Below are 21,828 nucleotides of genomic sequence, written 5' to 3'. Positions count from 1 at the left end.
TTATTTTGCGTCATCATTTGATGCTATAATTGATGCCTGAAGGGGTTTATCATGCGCACCACCATCAATCTTGACGATGAGTTGCTGGCCCAAGCCCAACTCATGAGCGGCTTGACCGAGCGCACCCAGTTATTGCGTGAAGCGTTGCTGGCGCTGGTGCAGCGCGAGAGCGCTCGCCGCCTCGCCAGGCTTGGCGGCACGCAAGCCCAGTTGCAGCCCATTCCTCGCCGGCAGGATGCCTCTGCATGATCTGCGCATGATGCTGGTAGACACGTCGGTTTGGGTTGACCATTTCAGGCAGGGCGACGCAGCGTTGGCTGCTGCCCTCGAGGCCGGGCAAGTCTGGATGCATTCATTTGTGTTGGGTGAGTTGGCTTGCGGCAATTTAAAGGCGCGCGGCGAGATGCTGGGTCTGCTGCAGGCGCTCCCCTCTATGACCCTGAGCACTGACAAGGAAGTGCTATTTTTTATCGACCAGCACCAATTGATGGGGCGGGGCATCGGTTACATAGACGCGCATCTGCTCGCCTCTGCCCGAATGGGTGGCGCCATGCTCTGGACGAGAGACAAGAGGCTGAACATCGTTGCAACTGAATTGGGCTTGGCGCATGCCCCAACGCAACACTGAATGCGCAGCATTACATCGACAACATTGAATCAGGGACGCACAGCAAATATGACTCAACGCAAAGGCATCATCCTCGCCGGCGGCTCCGGCACCCGCCTGCACCCGGCCACCTTGGCCCTCAGCAAACAGCTGCTGCCGGTGTATGACAAGCCCATGATTTACTACCCGCTGAGCACCCTCATGCTTGCGGGCATGCGCGACATCCTCGTCATCAGCACCCCCCAAGACACGCCACGTTTTCAGCAACTGCTGGGCGATGGCAGCCAGTGGGGCCTGAACCTGCAATATGCCGTGCAGCCCAGCCCCGATGGCCTGGCGCAGGCTTTCATCATTGGCGAGCAGTTTGTGGGCAACGCCCCAAGTGCCCTGGTGCTGGGCGACAACATCTTTCATGGCCACGATATTGCCCACCTGCTGGCCGGTGCCGATGCGCAGGCCAGCGGTGCCACCGTATTTGCCTACCATGTGACCGACCCTGAGCGCTACGGCGTGGTGGCGTTTGACGCCCAAGGCAAGGCCAGCAGCATTGAAGAAAAACCCACCCACCCCAAGAGCAGCTACGCCGTCACCGGCCTCTATTTTTACGACAACCAGGTGGTCGACATCGCCAAGGCCGTCAAGCCCAGTGCCCGCGGCGAGCTGGAGATCACCGCCGTTAACCAGGCCTACCTGGAGCAAGGGCAACTCAATGTGCAGATCATGCAGCGCGGCTACGCCTGGCTGGATACCGGCACGCACGACAGCCTGCTCGAAGCCAGCCAGTTCATCGCCACGCTGGAGCACCGCCAGGGTTTGAAGATCGCCTGCCCCGAAGAGATTGCCTGGCGCAATGGCTTCATCAGCACCGAACAGTTTGAAAAGCTGGCTCAGCCATTGGCCAAAAATGGTTACGGCCAGTACATGCTGCGCTTGTTGAAGGAAGAGATCCAGAAATGAAAGTTACGGCCACCACGATCCCAGATGTACTCATCATTGAGCCCAAAGTTTTTGGAGATGAGCGAGGTTTCTTTTTCGAGAGCTTCAATCTGGAGAAGTTTGAAGCCGCCATTGGCAGGCCAATCAGCTTTGTCCAGGACAATCATTCCCGTTCCGCCAAAAACGTGCTGCGCGGCTTGCATTACCAAATCCAGCAACCCCAGGGCAAGCTGGTGCGCGTGGTGCAAGGCGAGGTCTTCGATGTCGCAGTCGATATCCGAAAATCTTCCCCCACCTTTGGCCAATGGACAGGCGACATTCTTTCAGCCGACAACAAAAAACAACTTTGGGTGCCCGAAGGCTTTGCCCATGGCTTCGTGGTGCTTTCGGACACCGCCGAGTTTCTGTACAAAACCACCGACTACTACGCCCCCCAGTTTGAGCGAAGCATCGCCTGGAACGACCCCGCCATCGGCATCCAATGGCCCATCCAGGGCGAGCCCACCTTGTCCGCGAAAGACCAGCAGGCGAAGCTGTTAGCGCAAGCGGAGCACTTCACATGACTCCTCCCTCGCCACTTCCTGCTAACCGGTCCCCACTTTCCGCCAGCCAGGGAGTCAACCCCCACGCCACCCAACCCACCTCTCTGGTGGCACTGGCCAAAAGCCTCTGGCGCAACCGCCAGCTTGTCGTGCAAATGACCAAGCGCGAAGTGGTGGGCCGCTACAAAGGCTCGGCCATGGGGCTGGCGTGGTCGTTCTTCAACCCTGTGTTCATGCTGGTGGTGTACACCTTTGTCTTTTCGGAGATTTTCAAATCCCGCTGGGGTGGGGTTGGTGGCGACGAGAGCAAAACACAATTCGCCGTGGTTCTTTTTGTCGGCATGATCGTGCTCAGCCTGTTCAGCGAGGTACTCAACCGCGCACCCGGGTTGATTCTTTCTAACGTCAACTACGTCAAAAAAGTGGTGTTTCCCATTGAAATACTGCCGGTAATCGCCATGGGTGCCGCGCTCTTCCACACCCTCATCAGCCTTGGCGTGCTGCTGGCCGCCTTTGCAGTCTTTAACGGCTACCTGCACTGGACGGCGATTTTCACGCCCCTGGTAGTGTTTCCGCTGGTCATCCTCACCACGGGGCTTGCCTGGATGCTGGCCTCCCTGGGTGTGTTTCTGCGCGATGTCGGGCAAACCATCGGCATCCTTACCACCGTGTTGATGTTTCTTTCCCCCGTTTTTTACCCGGTAACCGCGGTGCCTGAAAGGTTCCGCCCGTTCATCATGGCTAACCCGCTGACTTTCATCATCGAACAAGCGCGTGAAGTGCTGGTTTGGGGGCATTTGCCGAACTGGCTTGGCCTGGGTGTTTACACCTTGGCGGCGACCTTCGTGGCTTGGGCAGGCTACGCCTGGTTCCAGAAAACCCGAAAGGGGTTTGCCGATGTTCTCTGATAGAAACAATTATTCCCCTCTACCTTTACCTTTACCTCTGGGAGAGGGGGCAGGGATGGGGGCCACAATGGACAACATAGCCATCCGTATAAGCAATCTCAGCAAGTGCTACGAAATCTACGGCACCCCGCGCGACAGGCTTAAGCAGTTTGTCCTGCCACGGATGCGGCGGCTTGCTGGCAAAGAACCCAAGCAGTATTTCCGTGAGTTCTGGGCCCTCAAAGACGTTTCCTTTGAAGTAAAAAAAGGCGAAACCGTCGGCATCATCGGGCGCAATGGCAGCGGCAAATCTACCTTGCTGCAAATGATCTGCGGCACGCTCAACCCCACCGCCGGAAACATACACGTCAATGGCCGTGTAGCTGCATTGCTGGAGCTGGGTGCCGGGTTTAATCCGGAGTTTAGCGGGCGCGAGAATATATTTACAAATGGCGCTCTTTTAGGGCTCAGCCAAAGTGAAATAGAGGCGCGTTACGACGACATCGTTGCCTTTGCCGATATAGGCTTATTCATCGATCAACCGGTGAAAATGTACTCATCGGGCATGTATGTGCGTGTGGCATTTGCCATTGCCGCGAATATGGACCCAAGCGTTCTCATCATCGACGAGGCGTTGGCAGTCGGCGACCTGGCGTTTCAGGCCAAATGCATGGCACGGTTGAAGGATTTGACGGATGCCGGGACAACCATTTTGTTCGTCAGCCATGATCTGAGCAGCGTCAGGAATATTTGTCAAAAAGTCCTTTGGTTGAATCAAGGACAGGCGATGGATTTCGGCTCCCCGAAGGAGATCGTGGAGTCATATGTCCGGCAACTGCATCTTGAAATCAACAAAACGACAGGGGCCGCTCCCGCTCCTGTGCCAGATGCAGACGAGGTCACCGACGAACTGCCCGAGGTAGTGGCTGACCCTGACACTAATGGCCATTCCTTGTCTGAGGGGCACAAGCGTTACGGCGATGGACGGGCTTCGATACTGGACGTTGTCATGCTGGACAGTCGCGGCAATCATGCAGAAGTCATTGATTTGCACGAGCAGTTCACTATCAGAATGACGATCAAAGCCAACGCCGACGTAGCGCGGCCTGCAATCGGTTACTCCTTCCGCGACCTTAAAGGCAATCAGGTTGTCGGCGCCATGAACTCGAATTTCCCCAATATGAACATGCCGTCTTTTTTGACCGGCGAAATCTATAATGTTGAAATTATCGGCAAAAATAGTTTGGCGCAAGGTCCATATACATTGAGCGTGGGGCTTGAAAACATCGTCCAGCAGAATATGCTGCACCAGTTTTTGGATGTGGTCGAAAATGCTGTGATATTTCGCAGCACATTTGGCAGTCAAGTCGAAAACATCTTTCCCGCAATGGTCTGGCAAGATGTGGATATCAGGGTACGCAAGATTGGCGCAACATAATAACGATTGGATAGTAATAGGAGCCGCGATCACTCTGTGCGGCCCGTGTCGATAAACAGTGCAAAAGGCACCTTGGATAAATAATTCTTTATCGTCAACAACCACCAAGCGTCATATAGACAAAAATTCGTGTTTGACTTGATTTCCAGAAATTAACCATTTACCAGGCGATAAGATTTCAAAACAGACAGCCTTACTCAGGAACTCTGCTCATGGCTTCTAACAAGCAATTTTCAAACATAGGTTTCGAGGATTTTCGTCGACTCGCTACGGATCAATCATTATCCAAATATGAGCGGATTGGATTTCCGGATGCATACCGGCAAGGTTTCGAAGCTGGAATTTTTTCAGATATCGTCAAGAAGCTGACCAATCTCGAAGGCAACAAGGGGCACGTTCTGGATATTGGTCCGGGATGTAGTGATCTGCCCATGATGCTGATTGATTTATGTCGAAAGCACGGCCACCAACTTGCGATGGTCGATAGCAAGGAAATGCTGAGCCAATTGCCCGATGAGCCGTTTATCGAAAAGGTTGCAGCGCTTTATCCAAATTGCCCGGACCTGATTTCACGGCTCCGGGGAACCGTGGATGTGATTCTCTGCTACAGCGTGTTGCACTATGTGCTGGTCGACACTGCATTTTTTAGATTCCTCGATACTTCGCTTTCGTTGCTGGCACCGGGCGGCCAAATGTTGATCGGCGATATCCCCAACATTTCCAAACGCAAGCGATTTTTTGCCAGCGAGAACGGCGTGCGCTTCCACCAGGAATTCATGAAAACAACGGAATTGCCCGATGTTGCATTCAATACCATTGAGCACGATCAGATTGACGATGCCGTGGTGATGTCACTGCTTCAGCGAGCGCGCGCCCAGGGTTTCGATGCTTATGTACTCCCGCAGGGTTCCACTCTGCCGATGGCAAATCGGCGGGAAGACATTCTGATCACGCGTCCATAAGAACAAGAGCCATGGCAAAAACAAAAAAATTAGTGATCATCGGCGATAGTGCCTTCGCCGAGGTTGCCTACGAATGCTTTACCCATGACTCAGCATATGAAGTTGTGGGGTTCGCAGTTGAATCTGCCTATCTTATAAAGAGTGAACTATTTGGTTTGCCAATCGTGGCGTTGGAGCATATTGAGGAGCATTTCAATCCAGGCGAGGTGGAGTTTTATGCCGCATTGGTTTATACCCAGCTCAATCGTTTGCGAACCCGCCTTTACAAGGAAACAAAGGCCAAGGGATACCGGCCGGCCAGTTACATCAGCAGTCGGGCATTTGTCTGGCATAACGTTCAACTCGGCGAACATTGCTTTATTTTCGAAGACAACACCGTTCAGCCGTTTGTGAGGATTGGTGAGAACGTAGTGCTATGGAGTGGCAACCATATCGGGCATCACTCTGTAATTCAAGACAATTGCTTCATTGCTTCCCATGTAGTGATCTCCGGGTTTTGCGACATAGGCAATAGCACATTTATGGGTGTGAACGCCACATTAGGTAATAACGTCATCCTCGGTGAGGATAACTGGATTGGCCCTAGTGTGACGATTGTGAAGAATACAGAGCCAAATTTACTTTTCAAGGGTGAACAACCTGAAGCGGCAAAGGTTGGCGCACGTCGTTTTTTTAAAGTTTCTTAACTAACTTATTTGTATTACGAGAACATTATGAGCAAAGCAATTACCTCCCAGAATCGATCTTCGAATGAGGCCTTGGAAGCACGTAAACAGCTTTATCGGCTTTTTCGTGACCGGCCGATGAGTGATGAGGATCTTCTAGTAAATCTTTCCATGTATATGCGAAGTGGTTCATTGGCAAAACTATTGTTTCTCAATGAGATGTATCAAAAGATCGTTGATCTTCCAGGGATCATATGTGAGTTTGGTGTATGGATGGGTGCTAGTACGGTGGCATTTGAAAATCTGCGAGCGGTTTATGAGCCTTACAACTATCAGCGACGCATAGTCGCCTTTGATACTTTCTCGGGCTACGTTGGCATAGGGCAGTCCGATGTTCGTTCCGACATAATCACTGAAGGCGTCTATACAGTCTGTGACGGATATGAAAAATATCTGACGGAATTGCTCGATTATCACGAGAAAGAAAATATGATGGCTCACGTGAAAAAACATGCCATTATCAAAGGTGATGCAACAATTACATGTCCGGAGTATATTAAGTCAAATCCTGAGGTTTTGGTTGCAATGGCGTATTTTGATATGGCCCTTTATGAGCCCACGCTTAAATGTCTTGAGGCGATAAAACCTCGACTAATTAAAGGGAGCGTGCTTGTATTTGATGAGCTTTGTCATCATGATTATCCTGGCGAGACGCAGGCGGTTGTGGAGGTATTGGGTACGAAAAACTACGAAATAAAACGATCCCGTTTTCTACCAGATCGTAGCTATCTGATAATTACTTAAAATTGTCCAAATGATTTGGCGAAAGCTTGGTCTTGTTTATGGTTCGCACAAAGCGTTTCCATGGGCACATAGTCATGCTGCAGTACCGGTACCCTACCTCTTAAATGAGGATGTGATAAGGGTCTTTGTGACCTGCCTGGATAAACATGGCAGGGGTCGCCCTAGCTTTGTTGATGTGTCAGCAACGGATCCGCGAAAAGTATTGGCTGTTTCAGATGCACCACTATTGGATCTCGGAATCGCTGGCGGTTTTGATGATAACGGCGTAATAGCTGTTAGCGTCGTGAGTGTCGATCTGGACACCGTCTATTTATATTACGCAGGCTTTGAACTCTGTACGCATATCCGCTATCGCATTTTCTCCGGACTTGCCGTGAGCAAGGACAGCGGGGCTACTTTCACACGGCACAGTCGCACACCAATATTGGATCGCACCGACTCCGAGCTTTTTTTTCGTTGTGCTCCTTTCGCGATGTTTGATGAAGGCGTGTTCAGACTATGGTATGTGGCGGGCAGCGAATGGACTATGCTCAATGGCAAGCCGATGCCGGTTTACGATTTGCGTTACCAGGAATCCGCGGATGGGATTCACTGGTCCGATACGGGCAAGCTTTCAATGGCGATCACGGGCGAAGATGAGCATGGTTTTGGCCGCCCCTGGGTGATTAAACGCGGGCCAAATGATTACCAGCTTTTCTATTCAATTCGCCGTCGCTCCTTTGGCGCGTATCGGCTTGGTTATGCCGAATCAACGGATGGCATCAACTGGGTTCGTAAAGATGGCGAAATGGGGCTGGATGTCTCGCCGGGTGAATTTGACTCCGACGCAATCATGTATTCGGCTGTTATTTCGGTTGGCGACAAAACTTACTGTTTTTATAACGGCAACAATTTCGGCGAGCAGGGTTTCGGCGTGGCGGAGTTGATTGCGTGAGTATCGTCATGACGCCTTACACCCCGGCCCATGACACGGAATGGGATGAGTTTTGCACGGGCGCCGTGAACGGCACCTTTTTGCACACCCGTCGCTTTCTCGGCTATCACGGCGATCGGTTCAAGGATGTGTCGGTACTGATGATGGAATCCGGCAAGCTTGTTGGTGTTTTTCCGGCGGCGGAATCACCATCTGATCCTAAGCTGGTGGTCAGTCACCCGGGTATCACTTATGGGGGGGTTGTTCATCGGGGCCGGCTGAGCGGGATGCGGATGATTGAAGCGTTGTCCGCTTTGTCCGAGTATTACGGAAAGTGCGGCTACCATCGGCTGCAGTACAAGGCTGTTCCACACATCTATACGGCAATTCCCGCGCAGGATGACTTGTATGCGTTGTTTCGTTTAAGTGCCCGCCGCATACGCTGCGATCTTTCCTGCACGATAGACATAGCCCATCGTCAACCGCTTAGCGAGCGTCGAAGACGGGGGCTGAAGAAGGCACACACGGCGGTTACCTTATCGAGCGATCAGGCGCTGCTAGGGGAGCTATGGGACGTGATTGCACAGAACCTGGCTCGCAAGCACGATGCCAGGCCGGTGCACTCATTGGCTGAGCTTGATTTGCTCAGAGATCGCTTTCCAGGTCAAATCAATATTCGATGTGCATTATTGGATGGCCGGGTTGAGGCGGGCGTGGTTTTTTTCAATTCGCCATCCGTCTGGCATGCGCAGTACATTGCTGCAAGTGAACGTGCGTACGATGTGTCCGCGCTGGATGCCGTGTTTGACGCCGCGATTTCAGAGGCGCAACAAACCGGCGTGCGTTATTTCGACTTCGGAACCAGTAACGAACAGGTTGGCCTGGTGTTAAACGACGGACTGTATAAGTTCAAGTCGGAGTTTGGTGGCGGTGGCGTAGCGCACGAATATTACGAAATCGATCTAAAGGTGCTTTAAATAAATGTCAATTTCGGATTGCAAACTTATAACTCTCCCCAAGGTCTCGGATCCACGAGGCAACATCACCTTCGTGGAAGGTGGGCAGCATATTCCCTTTGAAATCAAACGGGTGTTCTATATCTATGACGTGCCCACGGGCGCAAATCGGGGAGCGCATGCGCATAAGGAATTGCATGAGTTTTTGGTGTGCCTGTCTGGGAGCTTCGACGTAGCTATTGATGATGGAGTTAATAAGTCCATTATTCACCTTAATCGGCCATGGCAAGGGCTTTATGTCCCCCCTATGATTTGGGCTGCGGAGGTTAATTTCGATCCCGGAACAGTTTGTCTCGTTATGGCATCAATACCTTACGATGCAAACGATTACTACCGCGACTACGATGACTTTCTTCGGGCTAAAGGGGTCGTTCGATGAACGTTCCTTTCCTGGATCTCAAAGCACCCTATCTTGAGTTGAAAGACGAAATAGATAAGGCCCTGGCGACGGTCGTATCGTCAGGTTGGTTTATCCTCGGTGATGAGGTCAAGGCGTTTGAGGATGAATTTGCGACGTATTGCGGCGCTGGACATGCGGTGGGCGTTGCCAATGGGCTGGACGCGTTGCACCTGGCACTGCTGGCGATGGGCGTCGGTCCGGGCGATGAGGTTATCGTCCCCTCCAATACCTATATTGCCACATGGTTGGCCATTACCAATTGTGGCGCGCGACCTGTGCCGGTTGAACCGATTGAGGCGACCTACAACATTGATCCGGACAAGGTAGAAGCGGCTATAACGCGGCAAACCAAAGTCATCTTGCCGGTGCATCTTTATGGTCAGCCCGCGGATATGGACGCGATTGTTTCGATTGCGCGCCGCCATGGTTTGCGTGTGCTTGAAGATGCGGCCCAGGCGCATGGCGCGAGTTACAAGGGCCAACCCATCGGTGCCCACGGCGATGCGGTGGCATGGAGCTTTTATCCGGGCAAGAACCTTGGAGCCATGGGCGATGGCGGGGCCGTTACGACAAATGACGTGGCACTTGCCGACCGCGTCCGACTACTCGGAAACTATGGCTCCCGGGTCAAGTATGTCAATGAAGTATGCGGTTACAACAGCCGTCTCGACCCGATTCAGGCTGCGATTCTGCGGGCCAAGCTCCGCGTGCTGGATGCATGGAATGAACGGCGTGCATCGGTGGCCCGCCGTTATATTGAGGTCTTGTCTAGCGAACCGATAACGCTGCCTACGGTCCCTGATTGGGCCAACCCCGCCTGGCACCTTTTCGTCGTCCGACACCCTCGTCGCGACCAATTGCAGCAATTCCTGGCTGACTCTGGCATCGGTACATTGGTTCACTATCCGATTCCGCCGCATATGCAAGTGGCTTACCAGTCCTGCGGTTGGACAAAAGGGGCATTTCCGATTGCGGAACAGATGGCGGACGAGCTGTTGAGCTTACCGATGGGGCCCCATATCCCCATGGAGCAAGTCGATCAGGTGTGTCAGACCCTGATCAAGTTCCTAGAAAAATGACGACTCATCAATTCGAAAGAACTTCAGTTGCCGCGCTGGACGCGCACGTGCGCGCCTTGGTGAAAAACGGGAAGTTTGGCTATGCGCTGGATGCGATTCGCCATTTTGTTGAGTCCGTGATCTTCGACCAAAAATCAGTGGCCAAGGTGTTTGCGAGCACTGACATCGACAAGTTATGCCGATACGTCGGAGAAGTTGCCGCGACCACAACAGGCGTCTGTGCCGCTCCAGCGGGTGGCCGGAGCGGAACTGTTGTCCTCGCCACTGAGCTCGTTAAAGCAGGCGGGCATGTCGAGATGCTCAAGGACATCATCCGGCTGAAGTTGTTTGATGGCCCGTTCAGTATTGTGCTCACGGACCTTTTTGCCAGAGTCGATGACGACGTGATAGCCGATTTTTCGGCGACTTGCGGGGTCAATGTAGAGGTTGCGAAGGGGCCTTCCTCTGGTGAGCGCTTGATCTGGGTTCTTGAGCGTTTGCGGAGTCTGGCGCCGACCACCGTGGTTCTGTTAACGCATAACCAGGATAGTGTGGGCGTTTCAGCGGCACACTCGAACGTCGCAGATAAAGTGGTGTTCATACATCACGGAGACCATCACTTGAGCTTGGGGGTTACGTGTGAAGACTTCATACACATCGACCCCTCCAACATAGGCTACTTCCATTGCAAGAATGAACTAGAAATAAGGAACAATCGCTATTGGCCACTAACGGTGAATTGCCGCTCCGTGCAGCCGCGGGTTCCTCCGTTTCTTGCCGACGGACGTCTCGTCACTTGCACCAGTGGTCGACCAGAAAAATTTGACGCGAGCCATTATCTTTACGACTATGTCGAATTGATTCCAAGGCTATTGGCTGCGACTGGTGGTCGCCACATCCATATCGGTGGCTTGACGGTAGAGATGGAGAAGAGGCTGCAACACGGGCTTGCGGTGGCGAGGGTCGATCCGGCCTCTTTGATCCACGTCGCCTGGGTGCCCTCGATTGCCAGGGCGCTTGTCGAATACAAAGTGGATCTTTATATGTCGTCGTTCCCTCTGGGGGGAGGGAAATCCAGCGTTGAGGCAATGGCAGCAGGCATCCCGTTGCTGATGCACCAGAATTACCGTTCCCGCTTTCTCGGAGGGGCGGATCTTGCCTATCCGGAGGCTTGGCTATGGCGGAACGAGGCTGAGCTGCTTGCGATCCTGAACAGCGTGACGGCGGAAGAGCTAATGCGCCATTCGTTGCTGGCGAGAACATACTACGAAAATTTCCATTCGGATCAGGCGCTTATCGAGGCCGCTGATCTTTCCAGGAATCAAAATATCAGTGCAGTACCCAAGTTGCGAGAATATGCCATTGATGCTCTTCAGGTATTCCTGGATGAAACGGCTGAATTCAATACCCTGAAAAATAGCAACCTGAGTGAGATTGAGCGTGTAAATAACGAATGGTTAATCGCAGTCAAGGAAAGGGACGAACTTGCCTCCGAGAATGCAAGACTCCGCCTGTGTCTTGATTCGCCTAAAGCGTTGGCCAGCTCTCTTGTAAAGCGACTGTTCTCCGGATCGCGTCATTAAATTGAATTGTCGATGGTGTATGGTCTTTTGTAGACCAAAAAGGTTGTGTCGACAGTGCCTAATTCAGGATTTCTGTCTTCTGTTCTTCCCGGTAAAAATTAGTTAGAAAGAGGTAGCCGTGAGGTTGCACCGTTCCAGTTTGATGTCATTGAAACTATTGAAACGTCTTGGCTATTCATTGAGGCGTATTTCCGCCACAGTAGGGGGGGGCCTTCCTGATGGATTTGATAGCGCTCTTTATCTGCAATTAAATCCGGATGTAAAGAGCGCGGGTGTTGATCCGACGACCCATTATTTGAATTTCGGACGTCACGAAGGCCGTGCGTTCTCACGGCCCGCCATTGATGTTTTTGGCGGTCCTGAATTCAGGACTGATCGCGACACAATTCTTGTGGTTAGCCACGAGGCGTCCAGAACAGGTGCTCCGGTGCTGAGTCTCAATCTCGTCCAGGGGCTTGTCAGGCGCTATAACGTTGTAGCGTTGTTATTGGGTGGTGGTCCGCTCTCTGAAGCCTTCCAGCTATCAGGTGCAGCGGTGATAACCGCATTGAATCTGAGGGGAAAGCCAGACGTGGCAGATTTTTTTGTCCGTCAATTGTGCGCGCGTTTCAATTTCAAGTTCGCCTTGATTAACAGTATTGAATCGCGCGTCGTGCTGCCGGAACTGGGCCGACAATTTGTTCCGACGATCAGTCTGATCCACGAATTTGCTTCCTACACGCGTCCTCGTCATGCCTTCAGAGAAGCCCTTTTATGGTCGGGCGAGGTCGTGTTCTCGGCCAATGTGACCAAGGAAAATGCATTCGCCGAATATCCTGATCTTGAGAAGCGGTCGGCCTACATTTTTCCACAGGGCCAATGTTTATTGCCATCCACTGAATTTAGTGAGCAGCAATTTCAAACCGAAAGTGAGCGCATACGCCGGCTGATCCGGCCAAAAAACGCCGATAAATCAGTAGTGGTGCTTGGTGCCGGATTTGTGCAATTACGAAAAGGCGTTGACCTGTTCATCGAATGTGCCGCCAGGGTGCTGAGTTCAGCGGGAGGTGGCGACCGTTGTCGCTTCGTCTGGATTGGTAAAGGATACGACCCGGAAAACGACGTCGCATATTCCGTGTATCTGGCGGACCAGATTCGTCGCGCGGGTCTGCAAGAGCATGTGTTTTTCATCGACGAGACCAGCGCCATCGAGGCCGCCTACGAAGAGGCGGATCTGCTGCTGCTTTCTTCACGCCTGGATCCTTTGCCGAATGTCGCGATCGATGCCATGGTGCATGGAGTCCCCGTGCTTTGTTTCAACAAGACCACCGGCATTGCCGATTTCCTGATCGACGCCGGACTTCGCGATCGTTGCGTTGCCGAGTACATCGATACGGCGGAGATGGCCGAAAAGATTCTTGCTCTGGCGAATTCGACATCGTTACGCGCCGAGGTTGCGGAGCAATGTCGCGCAGCCTCAATGTCCTATTTCAGCATGGAGGAATATGTCGCGCGACTGGAGCGTCTGGCGCAGGAAGCGATCGACCGCACCCAACAGGAAAAAGAAGATATCCGGGTCATTCTCGACTCCGGCATTTATCAGCACGATTTCTCCTGCCCCATGCATCGACGAAACGATCCGTTGGAGTCGGAAATTCGCGGCTATGTGCGAGGCTGGGCCAGCGGCATCGACCGCCGGAAACCCTTTCCGGGCTTCCATCCGGGCATTTACCTGGAGCAGCATGGCGTTACGACAAAAAATGCGGACCCCTTTGCGGAGTATTTACGCGCGGGCCGTCCTGAGGGGCCGTGGAGTTATCCCGTCATTACCGCTGCCCAGGTTGCGTCGGACAGTTTGCCGGAAAATCGGCGCGTGGCTTTGCATGTGCACGTCTACTTCCCCGATCTGCTATCCGAAATAACGACGAGATTGTTGCGCAACCGGATTTGCCCAGACCTGTTTATCAGTGTGGCGAGTGATGCCGCATGCAAGCAAGTGACCAACGAACTGAAGGATTACCCAGGGCGGGTTATCGACATCCAGGTAGTCGCCAATCGCGGCCGTGATATCGGCCCCTTTCTGACGGCATTCGGTCCCCGCCTCATGGCCAACTATGATTTCATTGGACATCTCCACACCAAAAAGAGCGCCGACGTGCAGGATGCCGCCATGGGCAAAACGTGGTTCAGATTCCTGCTCGAAAACCTTCTGGGTGGCGACTCCGGAGCGATGGCGGACCGCATCCTGGCCAGAATGAAGCAGGACGCTTCAATCGGCATGGTGTTTCCGGATGATCCTCATGTAATCGGTTTGGGCGGCAATCGCGCATTCGCCGACGTCTATGCAAAACGGGTTGGGTTGCCGCATGTTCCGGAATATTTTTCGTTTCCGGTCGGAACAATGTTTTGGGCCAGCGCCGCAGCTTTAAGGCCAATGATGAACCTGAATCTCGGATGGGATGACTATCCTGAAGAACCACTGCCGTATGACTGCAGTGCGCTTCACGCACTTGAAAGGCTGTTCTCATTGAGTCTCTCGGTTGCCGATCTGCGGTACGCGGTAACCAACGTGAACGGTGTCACGCGATGAAGATCACCATTTTCGGTGGCGGCGGCTTTATTGGGTCGGCCATCGCGGATCGTCTGCTCAAGGATGGCCATGAACTGCGCATCTTCGAACGTCCAAGGGTGGATGCCTATCGTCAGTTTTCTGACGGCGAAAAAGTCGAATGGCTGACCGGCGACCTGATGAGCGTCCACGATGTAAACAATGCGATCGATGGTGTCGACGTGGTGCTGCACCTGGTTTCCACCACGCTGCCAAAAAGCTCCAACGACGACCCAATCTACGACGTACAGAGCAATCTCGTCGCCACCTTGCAATTGCTCAACGCCATGGTCGCCAAGAAGGTGCGCAAGATCGTGTTCATTTCGTCCGGAGGTACGGTCTATGGCGTACCCAGTTATTTACCGGTGGACGAGAAGCATCCGACCGAGCCGCAGGTGTCGTACGGCATCACCAAATTGGCTATAGAAAAATACCTCCTGATGTACCAGCATCTTCACGGCATCAAGGCCAATATTCTTCGGGTTGCCAATCCCTTTGGTGAGCGTCAGCGTGTTGAAACCGCGCAAGGTGCCGTCGGGGTATTCCTGAGCAAGGCGATCCAGAATCAGCCGATTGAAATCTGGGGCGACGGCAGTGTTGCCCGCGACTATCTGTATATCAGCGATGTCGCCGAAGCATTTGCCCGCGCGGTGGCTTACGACGGCGCGAAATCGGTCTTCAACATCAGCTCCGGCGTCGGGACAACGCTCAATGAAATGATCGTCATGATCGAGCGCGTACTGGGGCGTGAAGTGGCTCGTCACTACCTGCCGGGGCGCCCTTTTGATGTGCCGGTCAACGTGCTGGATAACTCCCTGGCCCGCCAGGAACTGGGATGGGTGCCGCTGGTCACCCTGGAGGAGGGGATTGTAAAAACGGCGGAATACATGCGCAAAGTGCTGAGCAAATGACCGGCACGTCGAGATTCAAGGCGTCGGTGGATATCCGCCAAAACGTCGGCATGAAGTTGCGTGGCATGCTGGATGTACTCATGGGTCAACGCATGGGTCAACGCATGGGTCAACGGACCGCCTGGTCGGTCGAGGTGCTGGTCGTTGATTTCACTTGAGCCGCTTGCTGTTGGACAGCCATGATTCCCCAACAGCGTGACGCCATCAAGGCGAGCGTCTCTTTGCTAAAAAATCCAAACCATCTGCCTTGAATTGAAGCCACATGACGAACAAAAACATATTGATCCGCCGGGGTTGGTGGATATTCTTCGCCGTGCTTATCGTTGCGCGGCTTTATCTGACAGGCGACCGGGACATTCTGGCGCTGAACTCCCCTCACGACGAATACTGGTATATCCATAGCGCTTTCAACAGGATATGGGGCGGTCCGTACAACGAGATGACCCTGATACATTTGCCCGTCTATTCGATCTGGCTGGCCTGCCTTGATCTGTTCGGCATACCCGCAAGACTTGCAATTGACGTGTGCTGGCTCCTCGCCACCAGTTACCTGGCCTTTGCCGTGTATCGCCTGACCCGAGTGGCCTGGATAGCAGCACTGCTGTTCGCCTTTCTGGCATTTCACCCTTATGTCATCAGCATTTTCGACCGGGCACTGGCCGAGACCTTCCTAACTGTCGTCTCCGCGGCAGTGCTTGCTGCCGCCATCGAGCTCTGGAATTCTCGCGACAACCGTGCCGCGTACCGCAGCCGCGTCGCCCTGATCGTCTATGCCGCCGGCTTTGCCATTGCTTATCACACGCGCAAGGAGGGCATCGTACTGGCCGTGCCGCTACTGCTGCTGGCCTGCTGGTCCATTTACGATCGTCAGCACTGGTGGCGCGGTGTCAACCGATCCACTTTGGTCGTGCCTCTGCTGCTGGCACCGCTGCTGGCGACGGTTTTGCTGGGCGTTTTCCTATCTGCCGGCAATTATTTGAAATGGCGTATCTGGGCCCGTCATGAGCTGGCTGCACCGGGATACGAACGCGCAATTGCTGCTTTGAGCAGCATCGACGCCGGTCCGACGCCATGGCAAATTACCGTGACCAAAGAGATGATTTCTTTGGCTTATAGAGAGAGCCCGACCTTCCTCGAATTGAAGCCGGCCATGGAGGGCAATCCCGGGCAGCAATGGGTTGCCCTGGCCAGTCCTTATGTTGCCGCGCCGGGAGAAATCGGCAATGGCTGGTTTTACTGGGCATTGCGCGGCGTGGCAGCCCAGTCGGGATGGCACGCGAATGCGAGACTGGCCGAAAGCAAATACGCTGCGGCTGCCGATGAGTTGGAGCAGGCGTTCAGGGCAGGCCGCTTGAAGAAGCGTCGGATGCTCTCGTCGTTTGTCGACCCCGACCTGGGCAAATGGATGCCGCAACTGCCGACATCGATCTACAACGTATCGAAGGTGGTGGTGCGACCGGTGGCTGGAGGCCTGGAGTCACCAACAGAAAATGCTTCACCGGGCCAGCTCGACCACTACGCAACGGTCACCGGACGGCGACGCCTGTCGCCACGCGTCACCGTGAACGGCTGGATTGTCGCCCCTGCAGGCAGCCTAATTGGTCTTGGCGCACAGAGCGTGACGTCATCCTGGCAACGCGTCGGCCAACAGCCCCGTCCAGACGTGCCCGGCGCCTACGGCTTTGCGGTTTCCTCGCAAGATATCGCACCCCCGACCGAATTGCTGCTGCAAATGCCTGGCGGTCAAGGCGGCAGTGTGCCTTTGTCCGCACTCGCCACGGGAATGACGGCGACTATCGGCGCAAGTGCTTCCGCACGATTTGGCATCGACGGCATGGAGTCGAATGCCCGTCCTCACAGGGCAGACCGCTGGCTGACGAGGCTGAGCAATGCGTATGTCTGGTTTGGTTATTTGTTTTGCCTCGCAGCGCTAGGCGCTGTCGCGGCGGCATTGATCCGGCGCCAGCGCTCGGTGATCGTGGCGATGCTGTTGCTGATGATTGCCGCAATTGCGGCCCGTGTTGCTCTGTTTGGCATTCTCGACGCGAGCTCCTGGAGCGGCACCCAGGCACGCTACGTTCTGCCGATCATTCCATTCTTTGCTTGCATGGGGGCGCTTGGCCTTGCTCTTTCAATTGGGCCTTACGGGAAAATGGAACAGAAATAAAGCTCGAAGAACGCGATGTCGAGAAACTGAAAAAATTTCGAGTTAAGTCATTCAAATTCTCAAGCATTAATGAAGTAAAAAATGCATTCAGCATGAATTATTAAAATTCAATAATTAATTGATTTTTAATTTAGAAAATTAATCACCATTTCCAGACATGCTTAGACAACGTTTAAATGCATCTTTCATCGCTCTTTTTGCGGTGGTTTACATATACTTTAGTATCAGGCATCCAGTATGGAATTTCGACGACATAAGTTTCGTTATAAAATTCGATGGGGCGGAGTTTTTAACTGGGCTTAAACAGATTTTTCTCGGATTGGATTTACCAAACGAATATAGGACATATTCATTTTCACGCTGCTTCCAATTCATTATTTTTTACTTGCTCGGTAATAATCCGCTTCCGTTTTATATGATAATGGCAATAACCCATCTTGGGTCCGCGTTACTTATATATAGACTTATTTCCCGGTTAAGTACTCCAACGATTGGTTTGAATGTCGAGGCTTTCGGATGCGCTCTAATCTGGACTTTTTCACCATTTTCGCTTAGCAATACTTTTCATCATTTTTCTTATATATTATTTCCATTCTTCCTTTTTCTGGCTTATGTTTGCTTGATTGAGAAAAGGTTGAGTTTCTCAATCAATTTAAAGGAAGTGTGGCCTTCATCGGTTTTGGTTTTTATTATCTGCCTTTCTGGTGAGGCAATTCTGCCACCTGTGATTACCTATCTTTTTATTAGGATATATCAAAAACGCGACGCCAAATACGCTGGATTACATTTGCTAATTGTGTTGGCCACGTTAGTTTCTCATTACCTACTTTTAAGTATCTTTAATAATTATTCTGGCGGTACGTCGAGATTTGACGTTAGATTTACTGATTTCGATGCGCTGACAAAAAACTTATCTTATTTTTTTGAATCGGTAAAATCGGCTTTCTTGCAAGGCTTTCAATTAACTGCTGTAAGTTACGAGCCCTACTACCCTTTGCTAAAGAGTTATTCTTTTGCCTGGAGTGAAGTGTCGCAACAGTTTGTTTACGTGAGTATATTTTTATTAGCACTTATTCTGGCTCCACTGATCCCATTCGAGGCATTGGTTGATTCTAGTGAATATCGACGTGGTTTTTGGATTACGAATACGTTTCGTCGAACACGGGAGATCTTGTCAAGTGATGGAATAGGCGTTAAGGGACTTCTTGCCTTGATAATTATGTTGTTGTCCCTCTGGAGTTTATATTTTGGCATGTCTTTCGCCGGCGCGAAGCTATATGGCCATCCGTTTGCACTACAAGTACGGTATGGCTATGTTGTACTTCCAGCGACCTTAGTCGTTGTTTTCTTGATGTGGAGGAATTTGTCAAGCCTGGGAGGACAAGGCCTGATGCGAGCGACATCATGGATCATCCCTTGTCTTGTTTGCGTAAGTTGGCTTGCATATGAAATTAATGTTGCTCCTCTAAATGCAGAGCAGGATAAAAAAATCATATCCACATTAAATGATGCTGCTAAAAATGGAGTGCGTGTTATATCGATTGTGCAAAATGGATTTTATCAAGATGATTTCTTTAATAAATATCCAGCATTCGGCATTACAAACCCGTTTGTTCGTTGGGGCGATAGTCCATTTCAGCAAAATTGGACAGTAAGTGAATACTTAAAGCACCTGGGGTTAAGGCTTGAGTCGCGTCCTTATATCGACTGGGATAGTGAAAATGTACTATTCTGGGGTATTGGGAGTCAGCCTACATTAGTGAATAAATCACAACTCATGCTGATTGGATCAAAATCTATAGGTCAAGAACCTGTGAGTTTTCCAAGAAATGATCTTTATGTCGAAAGATTTCAATCGAGTGGTTACGTTACCGAAACCCGAACCGAGCTTTTAATAACACCCATCAGATTCGATAACGGTTCAGAATTGATTCGCCTTACAAAAAATGGGGTAGATCCACGGCTGGTTTTTATCTGGAGTGGGACAAAATCGCAGGATCAAGTGTTTGTCCACCTCTTGGATAAGAATGGAAAAATGATAAGCCAAGGGGATTATGCATATGAAAATGCGACTGAACTACCTGGAAGAAATGGGTTAACTACTACTAATCGGATATATGTTTGGCCAGTACAACGAGAAACATGGGATCGTGTCTCCTCAGTAGCAATCGGGATATACAAAGTTGCTTCGCTTTCTAAGCCGCAGATATTTCGAAAAGTTCTGAATGGGCACAGTGACTGGGAAGGACATCGTCTGTTGATAGATGTTAACTAAATTGCAACGAAAATTTTTCTCGTACTGATGGCATCAGCATTTTATTAAAAAAATAATTTCCGAGTTTTGTTTGGAATCCAGAATTGAAATATCTATTTAACAGCATTCAATTGTCACGAACTCTTTATGAGTCTTTGATGGATCGCTTTTTGAACTCCATGTCAGCATGGAAGCTGGCGACAATTATTTCGGCCATCATTTTTTTTGGTTTATCAGTTTATTGGTCGTACATAGACAATAGCCCGCCAGCTTGGGACCAGGGGCTCTATCTTTATCAAGCTACTATTTTGCATAAGAGTTTTATGCAGAATGGTTTTTTTGATTTCCTGATTTCGGTATTCAATACCGATCGCGGGAGGGTGCCGTTGATGACAGTCATTGTGCAACCGGCGTTTTATTTATTTGGTCCGAGTTTGGATGTTGCGGTAATTTCACTCAACTTTGCATGGTTTATTCTCGCTTGGTCATTGCCGGGAATTACTCGAAAAGTCACAGATTCAAGCGCCGGCGACAAGGCGGGATTTTTTGCATTTTTATTATTTGGATTTTATCCGTTAACCGTTATGCTCTCGCATAACTATCTTGTCGAACTCTTTTTGGTTTCCTTTGTTTGTGCTGCAATATATTCACTATTACTGCTACATAAAACAAAAGAAGTTAAGTGGTCGGTGCTTGCTGGCATATTTATTGGCCTAGGCCTTTTGACGAAGGTGACTTTTGCCGTTTTTCTTTTGCCAGCCTTCGGTATTTTGATCTTTAGAAATGCTCGAAACTCGTCTGTTCGGACGGCATTTAACTTGTTCCTCCCGGCGGCACTGCTATCAATTGTCATTGCCGGGCCATATTACTTATACAATTTAAAACACATTCTTGAATTTACGGCTTTTTTGTCGTCCCACAATTTATCAAAGTTATATGGGTTTGGGGGAGCTTTTGATCCTCGAACGATATTGAATTATTTGCGGGGCATCTTTGCAAACCCTGTAATCCTTGTTGCGGCTCTTTGTGCCGTTGCAATGCCGTATTTTTGGTGGAGTCGGTCAAATCTAAAATCCGCAGATGGGCTAGGGGAGGCCGAAGATAAAAACCTGTTTATTGTCATGATCGTATGGTTTCTCATTCCGTTTCTGCTCGCTACATTTGGTGAAATTAAAGATCCTCGTTATATATATCCTGGTTTGGTGCCGATTTTCGTATTCGCGGGCGTAGCTGCGGCACGAAATTCAATGACCAGGTTGGGGGCCATTTCGATGGCGTTAATATATATGATTGCATTGCCGGGGTATTTATATGGTAATAATTTGCTAAGTGCGAAGTCGACAGGGCAATTTGTATCGGCTTTAAAAATGGATATGGGCTTTGCTGCGGACTCACCGCCGGACCAGAGGGATTGGCAGGTGGATAAGTTAGTTCGAGGAATTGCCCAGAAGCTCGATGCACATCAAGCAAGTAAAACAGTTGTTTTTTTAGGGGGGAATCGTTATTACCATCTCAGGCTTTTGGATTATGAAGGCTTGATGAGTGGTTTTCATTTAAAATATATCGTTCTGCCATACTATTCAGATTCGGAAATGTCACTCGAAGAGGCGTTAAAATTCATAGAGAAAACAAATCCTGCCGGAATAGTTTTTAAAAGCGGTGAAAACTGGCCCGCGTTTTCCTCGAGGTTGGATTCCTCAATAGTATCTCGTCTTAACGCTGATCCGAAATATGTGTCTACGGACTTGAATATTGAGCAGCCGGACGGAAGCCGGTTTACACTATTTTTCAAACGCGGCCCAAGCTATGTGTCCATCCATTCCGTTTCTGATCTGGTTGGTAGTTGGGTGGTCGGGAGTGGATTGGCAAACATCGCAGCCAATGATGGAGGGGGTCTAACGATAACAACAGAGGCGGGGCTCAAAGGATCTGCAACGATACGGGATGGTACTGTTTATGTTGATGAGTGGAAAGTTTCAGGAAAAATTACTTCAGATCTAAAATCCATTCATTGGAGCAATGGATTCATATGGAATAAATATTCTTCCGCAAAATCCTCCGTCATGAGTATTAAAAAACCTTCAAATTGACGTGCAAG

20 protein-coding genes are annotated in these 21,828 nt (G+C 51.0%); all 20 read left to right on the top strand.

All coding sequences use genetic code 11. The annotated features are described in order from the left end of the window. The first annotated feature begins 51 nt into the window (after positions 1-51). On the top strand, positions 52-249 hold the full coding sequence (locus tag AC1DS5_RS11680) for a type II toxin-antitoxin system VapB family antitoxin (protein ID WP_305637130.1): 198 nt from the start codon (positions 52-54) through the stop codon (positions 247-249). Between the two features lie 7 nt (positions 250-256). Beyond that, entirely contained in the window at positions 257-628 is a 372-nt protein-coding gene (locus AC1DS5_RS11675; RefSeq protein WP_477718418.1) for a type II toxin-antitoxin system VapC family toxin, read from the top strand. A 48-nt stretch (positions 629-676) separates the two neighbouring features. Continuing rightward, positions 677-1,564, top strand: a complete 888-nt coding sequence (gene rfbA, locus AC1DS5_RS11670; RefSeq protein WP_477718417.1) for a glucose-1-phosphate thymidylyltransferase RfbA — start codon at positions 677-679, stop codon at positions 1,562-1,564. Further along, entirely contained in the window at positions 1,561-2,106 is a 546-nt protein-coding gene (gene rfbC / locus AC1DS5_RS11665) for a dTDP-4-dehydrorhamnose 3,5-epimerase (RefSeq protein ID WP_477718416.1), read from the top strand. The genes rfbA and rfbC overlap by 4 nt, the downstream gene beginning before the upstream one ends. Positions 2,107-2,240: 134 nt before the next feature. Beyond that, positions 2,241-2,993: an ABC transporter permease gene (locus AC1DS5_RS11660; RefSeq protein ID WP_477718433.1), complete on the top strand. Its 753-nt coding sequence runs from the start codon at positions 2,241-2,243 to the stop codon at positions 2,991-2,993. Positions 2,994-3,060: 67 nt separating this feature from the next. Beyond that, complete coding sequence (locus AC1DS5_RS11655; RefSeq protein ID WP_477718415.1) at positions 3,061-4,410, top strand: ABC transporter ATP-binding protein; 1,350 nt, start codon at positions 3,061-3,063, stop codon at positions 4,408-4,410. 212 nt (positions 4,411-4,622) lie between these two features. Then, positions 4,623-5,372, top strand: coding sequence for a methyltransferase domain-containing protein (locus AC1DS5_RS11650; protein ID WP_477718414.1), 750 nt, complete (start codon positions 4,623-4,625; stop codon positions 5,370-5,372). An 11-nt stretch (positions 5,373-5,383) separates the two neighbouring features. Next, a complete protein-coding gene (locus AC1DS5_RS11645; RefSeq protein ID WP_477718413.1) occupies positions 5,384-6,058 on the top strand; it encodes an acetyltransferase in 675 nt (224 codons plus the stop codon). 27 nt (positions 6,059-6,085) lie between these two features. Then, entirely contained in the window at positions 6,086-6,841 is a 756-nt protein-coding gene (locus AC1DS5_RS11640) for a class I SAM-dependent methyltransferase (protein WP_477718412.1), read from the top strand. Positions 6,842-6,851: 10 nt separating this feature from the next. After that, entirely contained in the window at positions 6,852-7,775 is a 924-nt protein-coding gene (locus AC1DS5_RS11635; protein WP_477718411.1) for a glycoside hydrolase family protein, read from the top strand. Further along, a complete protein-coding gene (locus tag AC1DS5_RS11630; protein WP_477718410.1) occupies positions 7,772-8,731 on the top strand; it encodes a GNAT family N-acetyltransferase in 960 nt (319 codons plus the stop codon). Before AC1DS5_RS11635 ends, AC1DS5_RS11630 begins: the two co-directional genes overlap by 4 nt. Positions 8,732-8,735: 4 nt before the next feature. Then, positions 8,736-9,149 carry a sugar 3,4-ketoisomerase gene (locus AC1DS5_RS11625; RefSeq protein ID WP_477718409.1) on the top strand — a complete coding sequence of 138 codons (414 nt, stop codon included), beginning with the start codon at positions 8,736-8,738 and terminating at the stop codon, positions 9,147-9,149. After that, positions 9,146-10,249 carry a DegT/DnrJ/EryC1/StrS family aminotransferase gene (locus tag AC1DS5_RS11620; protein WP_477718408.1) on the top strand — a complete coding sequence of 368 codons (1,104 nt, stop codon included), beginning with the start codon at positions 9,146-9,148 and terminating at the stop codon, positions 10,247-10,249. Before AC1DS5_RS11625 ends, AC1DS5_RS11620 begins: the two co-directional genes overlap by 4 nt. After that, a complete protein-coding gene (locus AC1DS5_RS11615) occupies positions 10,246-11,811 on the top strand; it encodes a hypothetical protein (protein WP_477718407.1) in 1,566 nt (521 codons plus the stop codon). The genes AC1DS5_RS11620 and AC1DS5_RS11615 overlap by 4 nt, the downstream gene beginning before the upstream one ends. Positions 11,812-11,953: 142 nt before the next feature. Next, positions 11,954-14,380, top strand: a complete 2,427-nt coding sequence (locus AC1DS5_RS11610) for a rhamnan synthesis F family protein (RefSeq protein WP_477718406.1) — start codon at positions 11,954-11,956, stop codon at positions 14,378-14,380. Next, entirely contained in the window at positions 14,377-15,309 is a 933-nt protein-coding gene (locus tag AC1DS5_RS11605) for an NAD-dependent epimerase/dehydratase family protein (RefSeq protein ID WP_477718405.1), read from the top strand. Before AC1DS5_RS11610 ends, AC1DS5_RS11605 begins: the two co-directional genes overlap by 4 nt. Next, a complete protein-coding gene (locus AC1DS5_RS11600) occupies positions 15,306-15,467 on the top strand; it encodes a hypothetical protein (protein ID WP_477718404.1) in 162 nt (53 codons plus the stop codon). The genes AC1DS5_RS11605 and AC1DS5_RS11600 overlap by 4 nt, the downstream gene beginning before the upstream one ends. Positions 15,468-15,571: 104 nt before the next feature. Next, positions 15,572-17,476, top strand: a complete 1,905-nt coding sequence (locus AC1DS5_RS11595) for a hypothetical protein (protein WP_477718403.1) — start codon at positions 15,572-15,574, stop codon at positions 17,474-17,476. A gap of 634 nt (positions 17,477-18,110) precedes the next feature. Continuing rightward, a complete protein-coding gene (locus AC1DS5_RS11590; protein ID WP_477718402.1) occupies positions 18,111-19,751 on the top strand; it encodes a hypothetical protein in 1,641 nt (546 codons plus the stop codon). Positions 19,752-19,888: 137 nt separating this feature from the next. Then, complete coding sequence (locus AC1DS5_RS11585; protein ID WP_477718401.1) at positions 19,889-21,820, top strand: ArnT family glycosyltransferase; 1,932 nt, start codon at positions 19,889-19,891, stop codon at positions 21,818-21,820. Positions 21,821-21,828: the final 8 nt, after the last annotated feature.

Source organism: Polaromonas sp. P4_H1 (genome assembly GCF_056400945.1).
Note: the sequence above shows the minus strand (reverse complement) of the source record. Positions and strands in the feature narration are given on the sequence as shown.

Coding starts and splice junctions, on each gene's coding strand:
- AC1DS5_RS11680 (WP_305637130.1), top strand. CDS start 52: ATGCGCACCACCATCAATCTTGACGATGAGTTGCTGGCCCAAGCCCAA.
- AC1DS5_RS11675 (WP_477718418.1), top strand. CDS start 257: ATGATGCTGGTAGACACGTCGGTTTGGGTTGACCATTTCAGGCAGGGC.
- rfbA (WP_477718417.1), top strand. CDS start 677: ATGACTCAACGCAAAGGCATCATCCTCGCCGGCGGCTCCGGCACCCGC.
- rfbC (WP_477718416.1), top strand. CDS start 1,561: ATGAAAGTTACGGCCACCACGATCCCAGATGTACTCATCATTGAGCCC.
- AC1DS5_RS11660 (WP_477718433.1), top strand. CDS start 2,241: ATGACCAAGCGCGAAGTGGTGGGCCGCTACAAAGGCTCGGCCATGGGG.
- AC1DS5_RS11655 (WP_477718415.1), top strand. CDS start 3,061: ATGGACAACATAGCCATCCGTATAAGCAATCTCAGCAAGTGCTACGAA.
- AC1DS5_RS11650 (WP_477718414.1), top strand. CDS start 4,623: ATGGCTTCTAACAAGCAATTTTCAAACATAGGTTTCGAGGATTTTCGT.
- AC1DS5_RS11645 (WP_477718413.1), top strand. CDS start 5,384: ATGGCAAAAACAAAAAAATTAGTGATCATCGGCGATAGTGCCTTCGCC.
- AC1DS5_RS11640 (WP_477718412.1), top strand. CDS start 6,086: ATGAGCAAAGCAATTACCTCCCAGAATCGATCTTCGAATGAGGCCTTG.
- AC1DS5_RS11635 (WP_477718411.1), top strand. CDS start 6,852: ATGATTTGGCGAAAGCTTGGTCTTGTTTATGGTTCGCACAAAGCGTTT.
- AC1DS5_RS11625 (WP_477718409.1), top strand. CDS start 8,736: ATGTCAATTTCGGATTGCAAACTTATAACTCTCCCCAAGGTCTCGGAT.
- AC1DS5_RS11620 (WP_477718408.1), top strand. CDS start 9,146: ATGAACGTTCCTTTCCTGGATCTCAAAGCACCCTATCTTGAGTTGAAA.
- AC1DS5_RS11615 (WP_477718407.1), top strand. CDS start 10,246: ATGACGACTCATCAATTCGAAAGAACTTCAGTTGCCGCGCTGGACGCG.
- AC1DS5_RS11610 (WP_477718406.1), top strand. CDS start 11,954: ATGTCATTGAAACTATTGAAACGTCTTGGCTATTCATTGAGGCGTATT.
- AC1DS5_RS11605 (WP_477718405.1), top strand. CDS start 14,377: ATGAAGATCACCATTTTCGGTGGCGGCGGCTTTATTGGGTCGGCCATC.
- AC1DS5_RS11600 (WP_477718404.1), top strand. CDS start 15,306: ATGACCGGCACGTCGAGATTCAAGGCGTCGGTGGATATCCGCCAAAAC.
- AC1DS5_RS11595 (WP_477718403.1), top strand. CDS start 15,572: ATGACGAACAAAAACATATTGATCCGCCGGGGTTGGTGGATATTCTTC.
- AC1DS5_RS11585 (WP_477718401.1), top strand. CDS start 19,889: ATGGATCGCTTTTTGAACTCCATGTCAGCATGGAAGCTGGCGACAATT.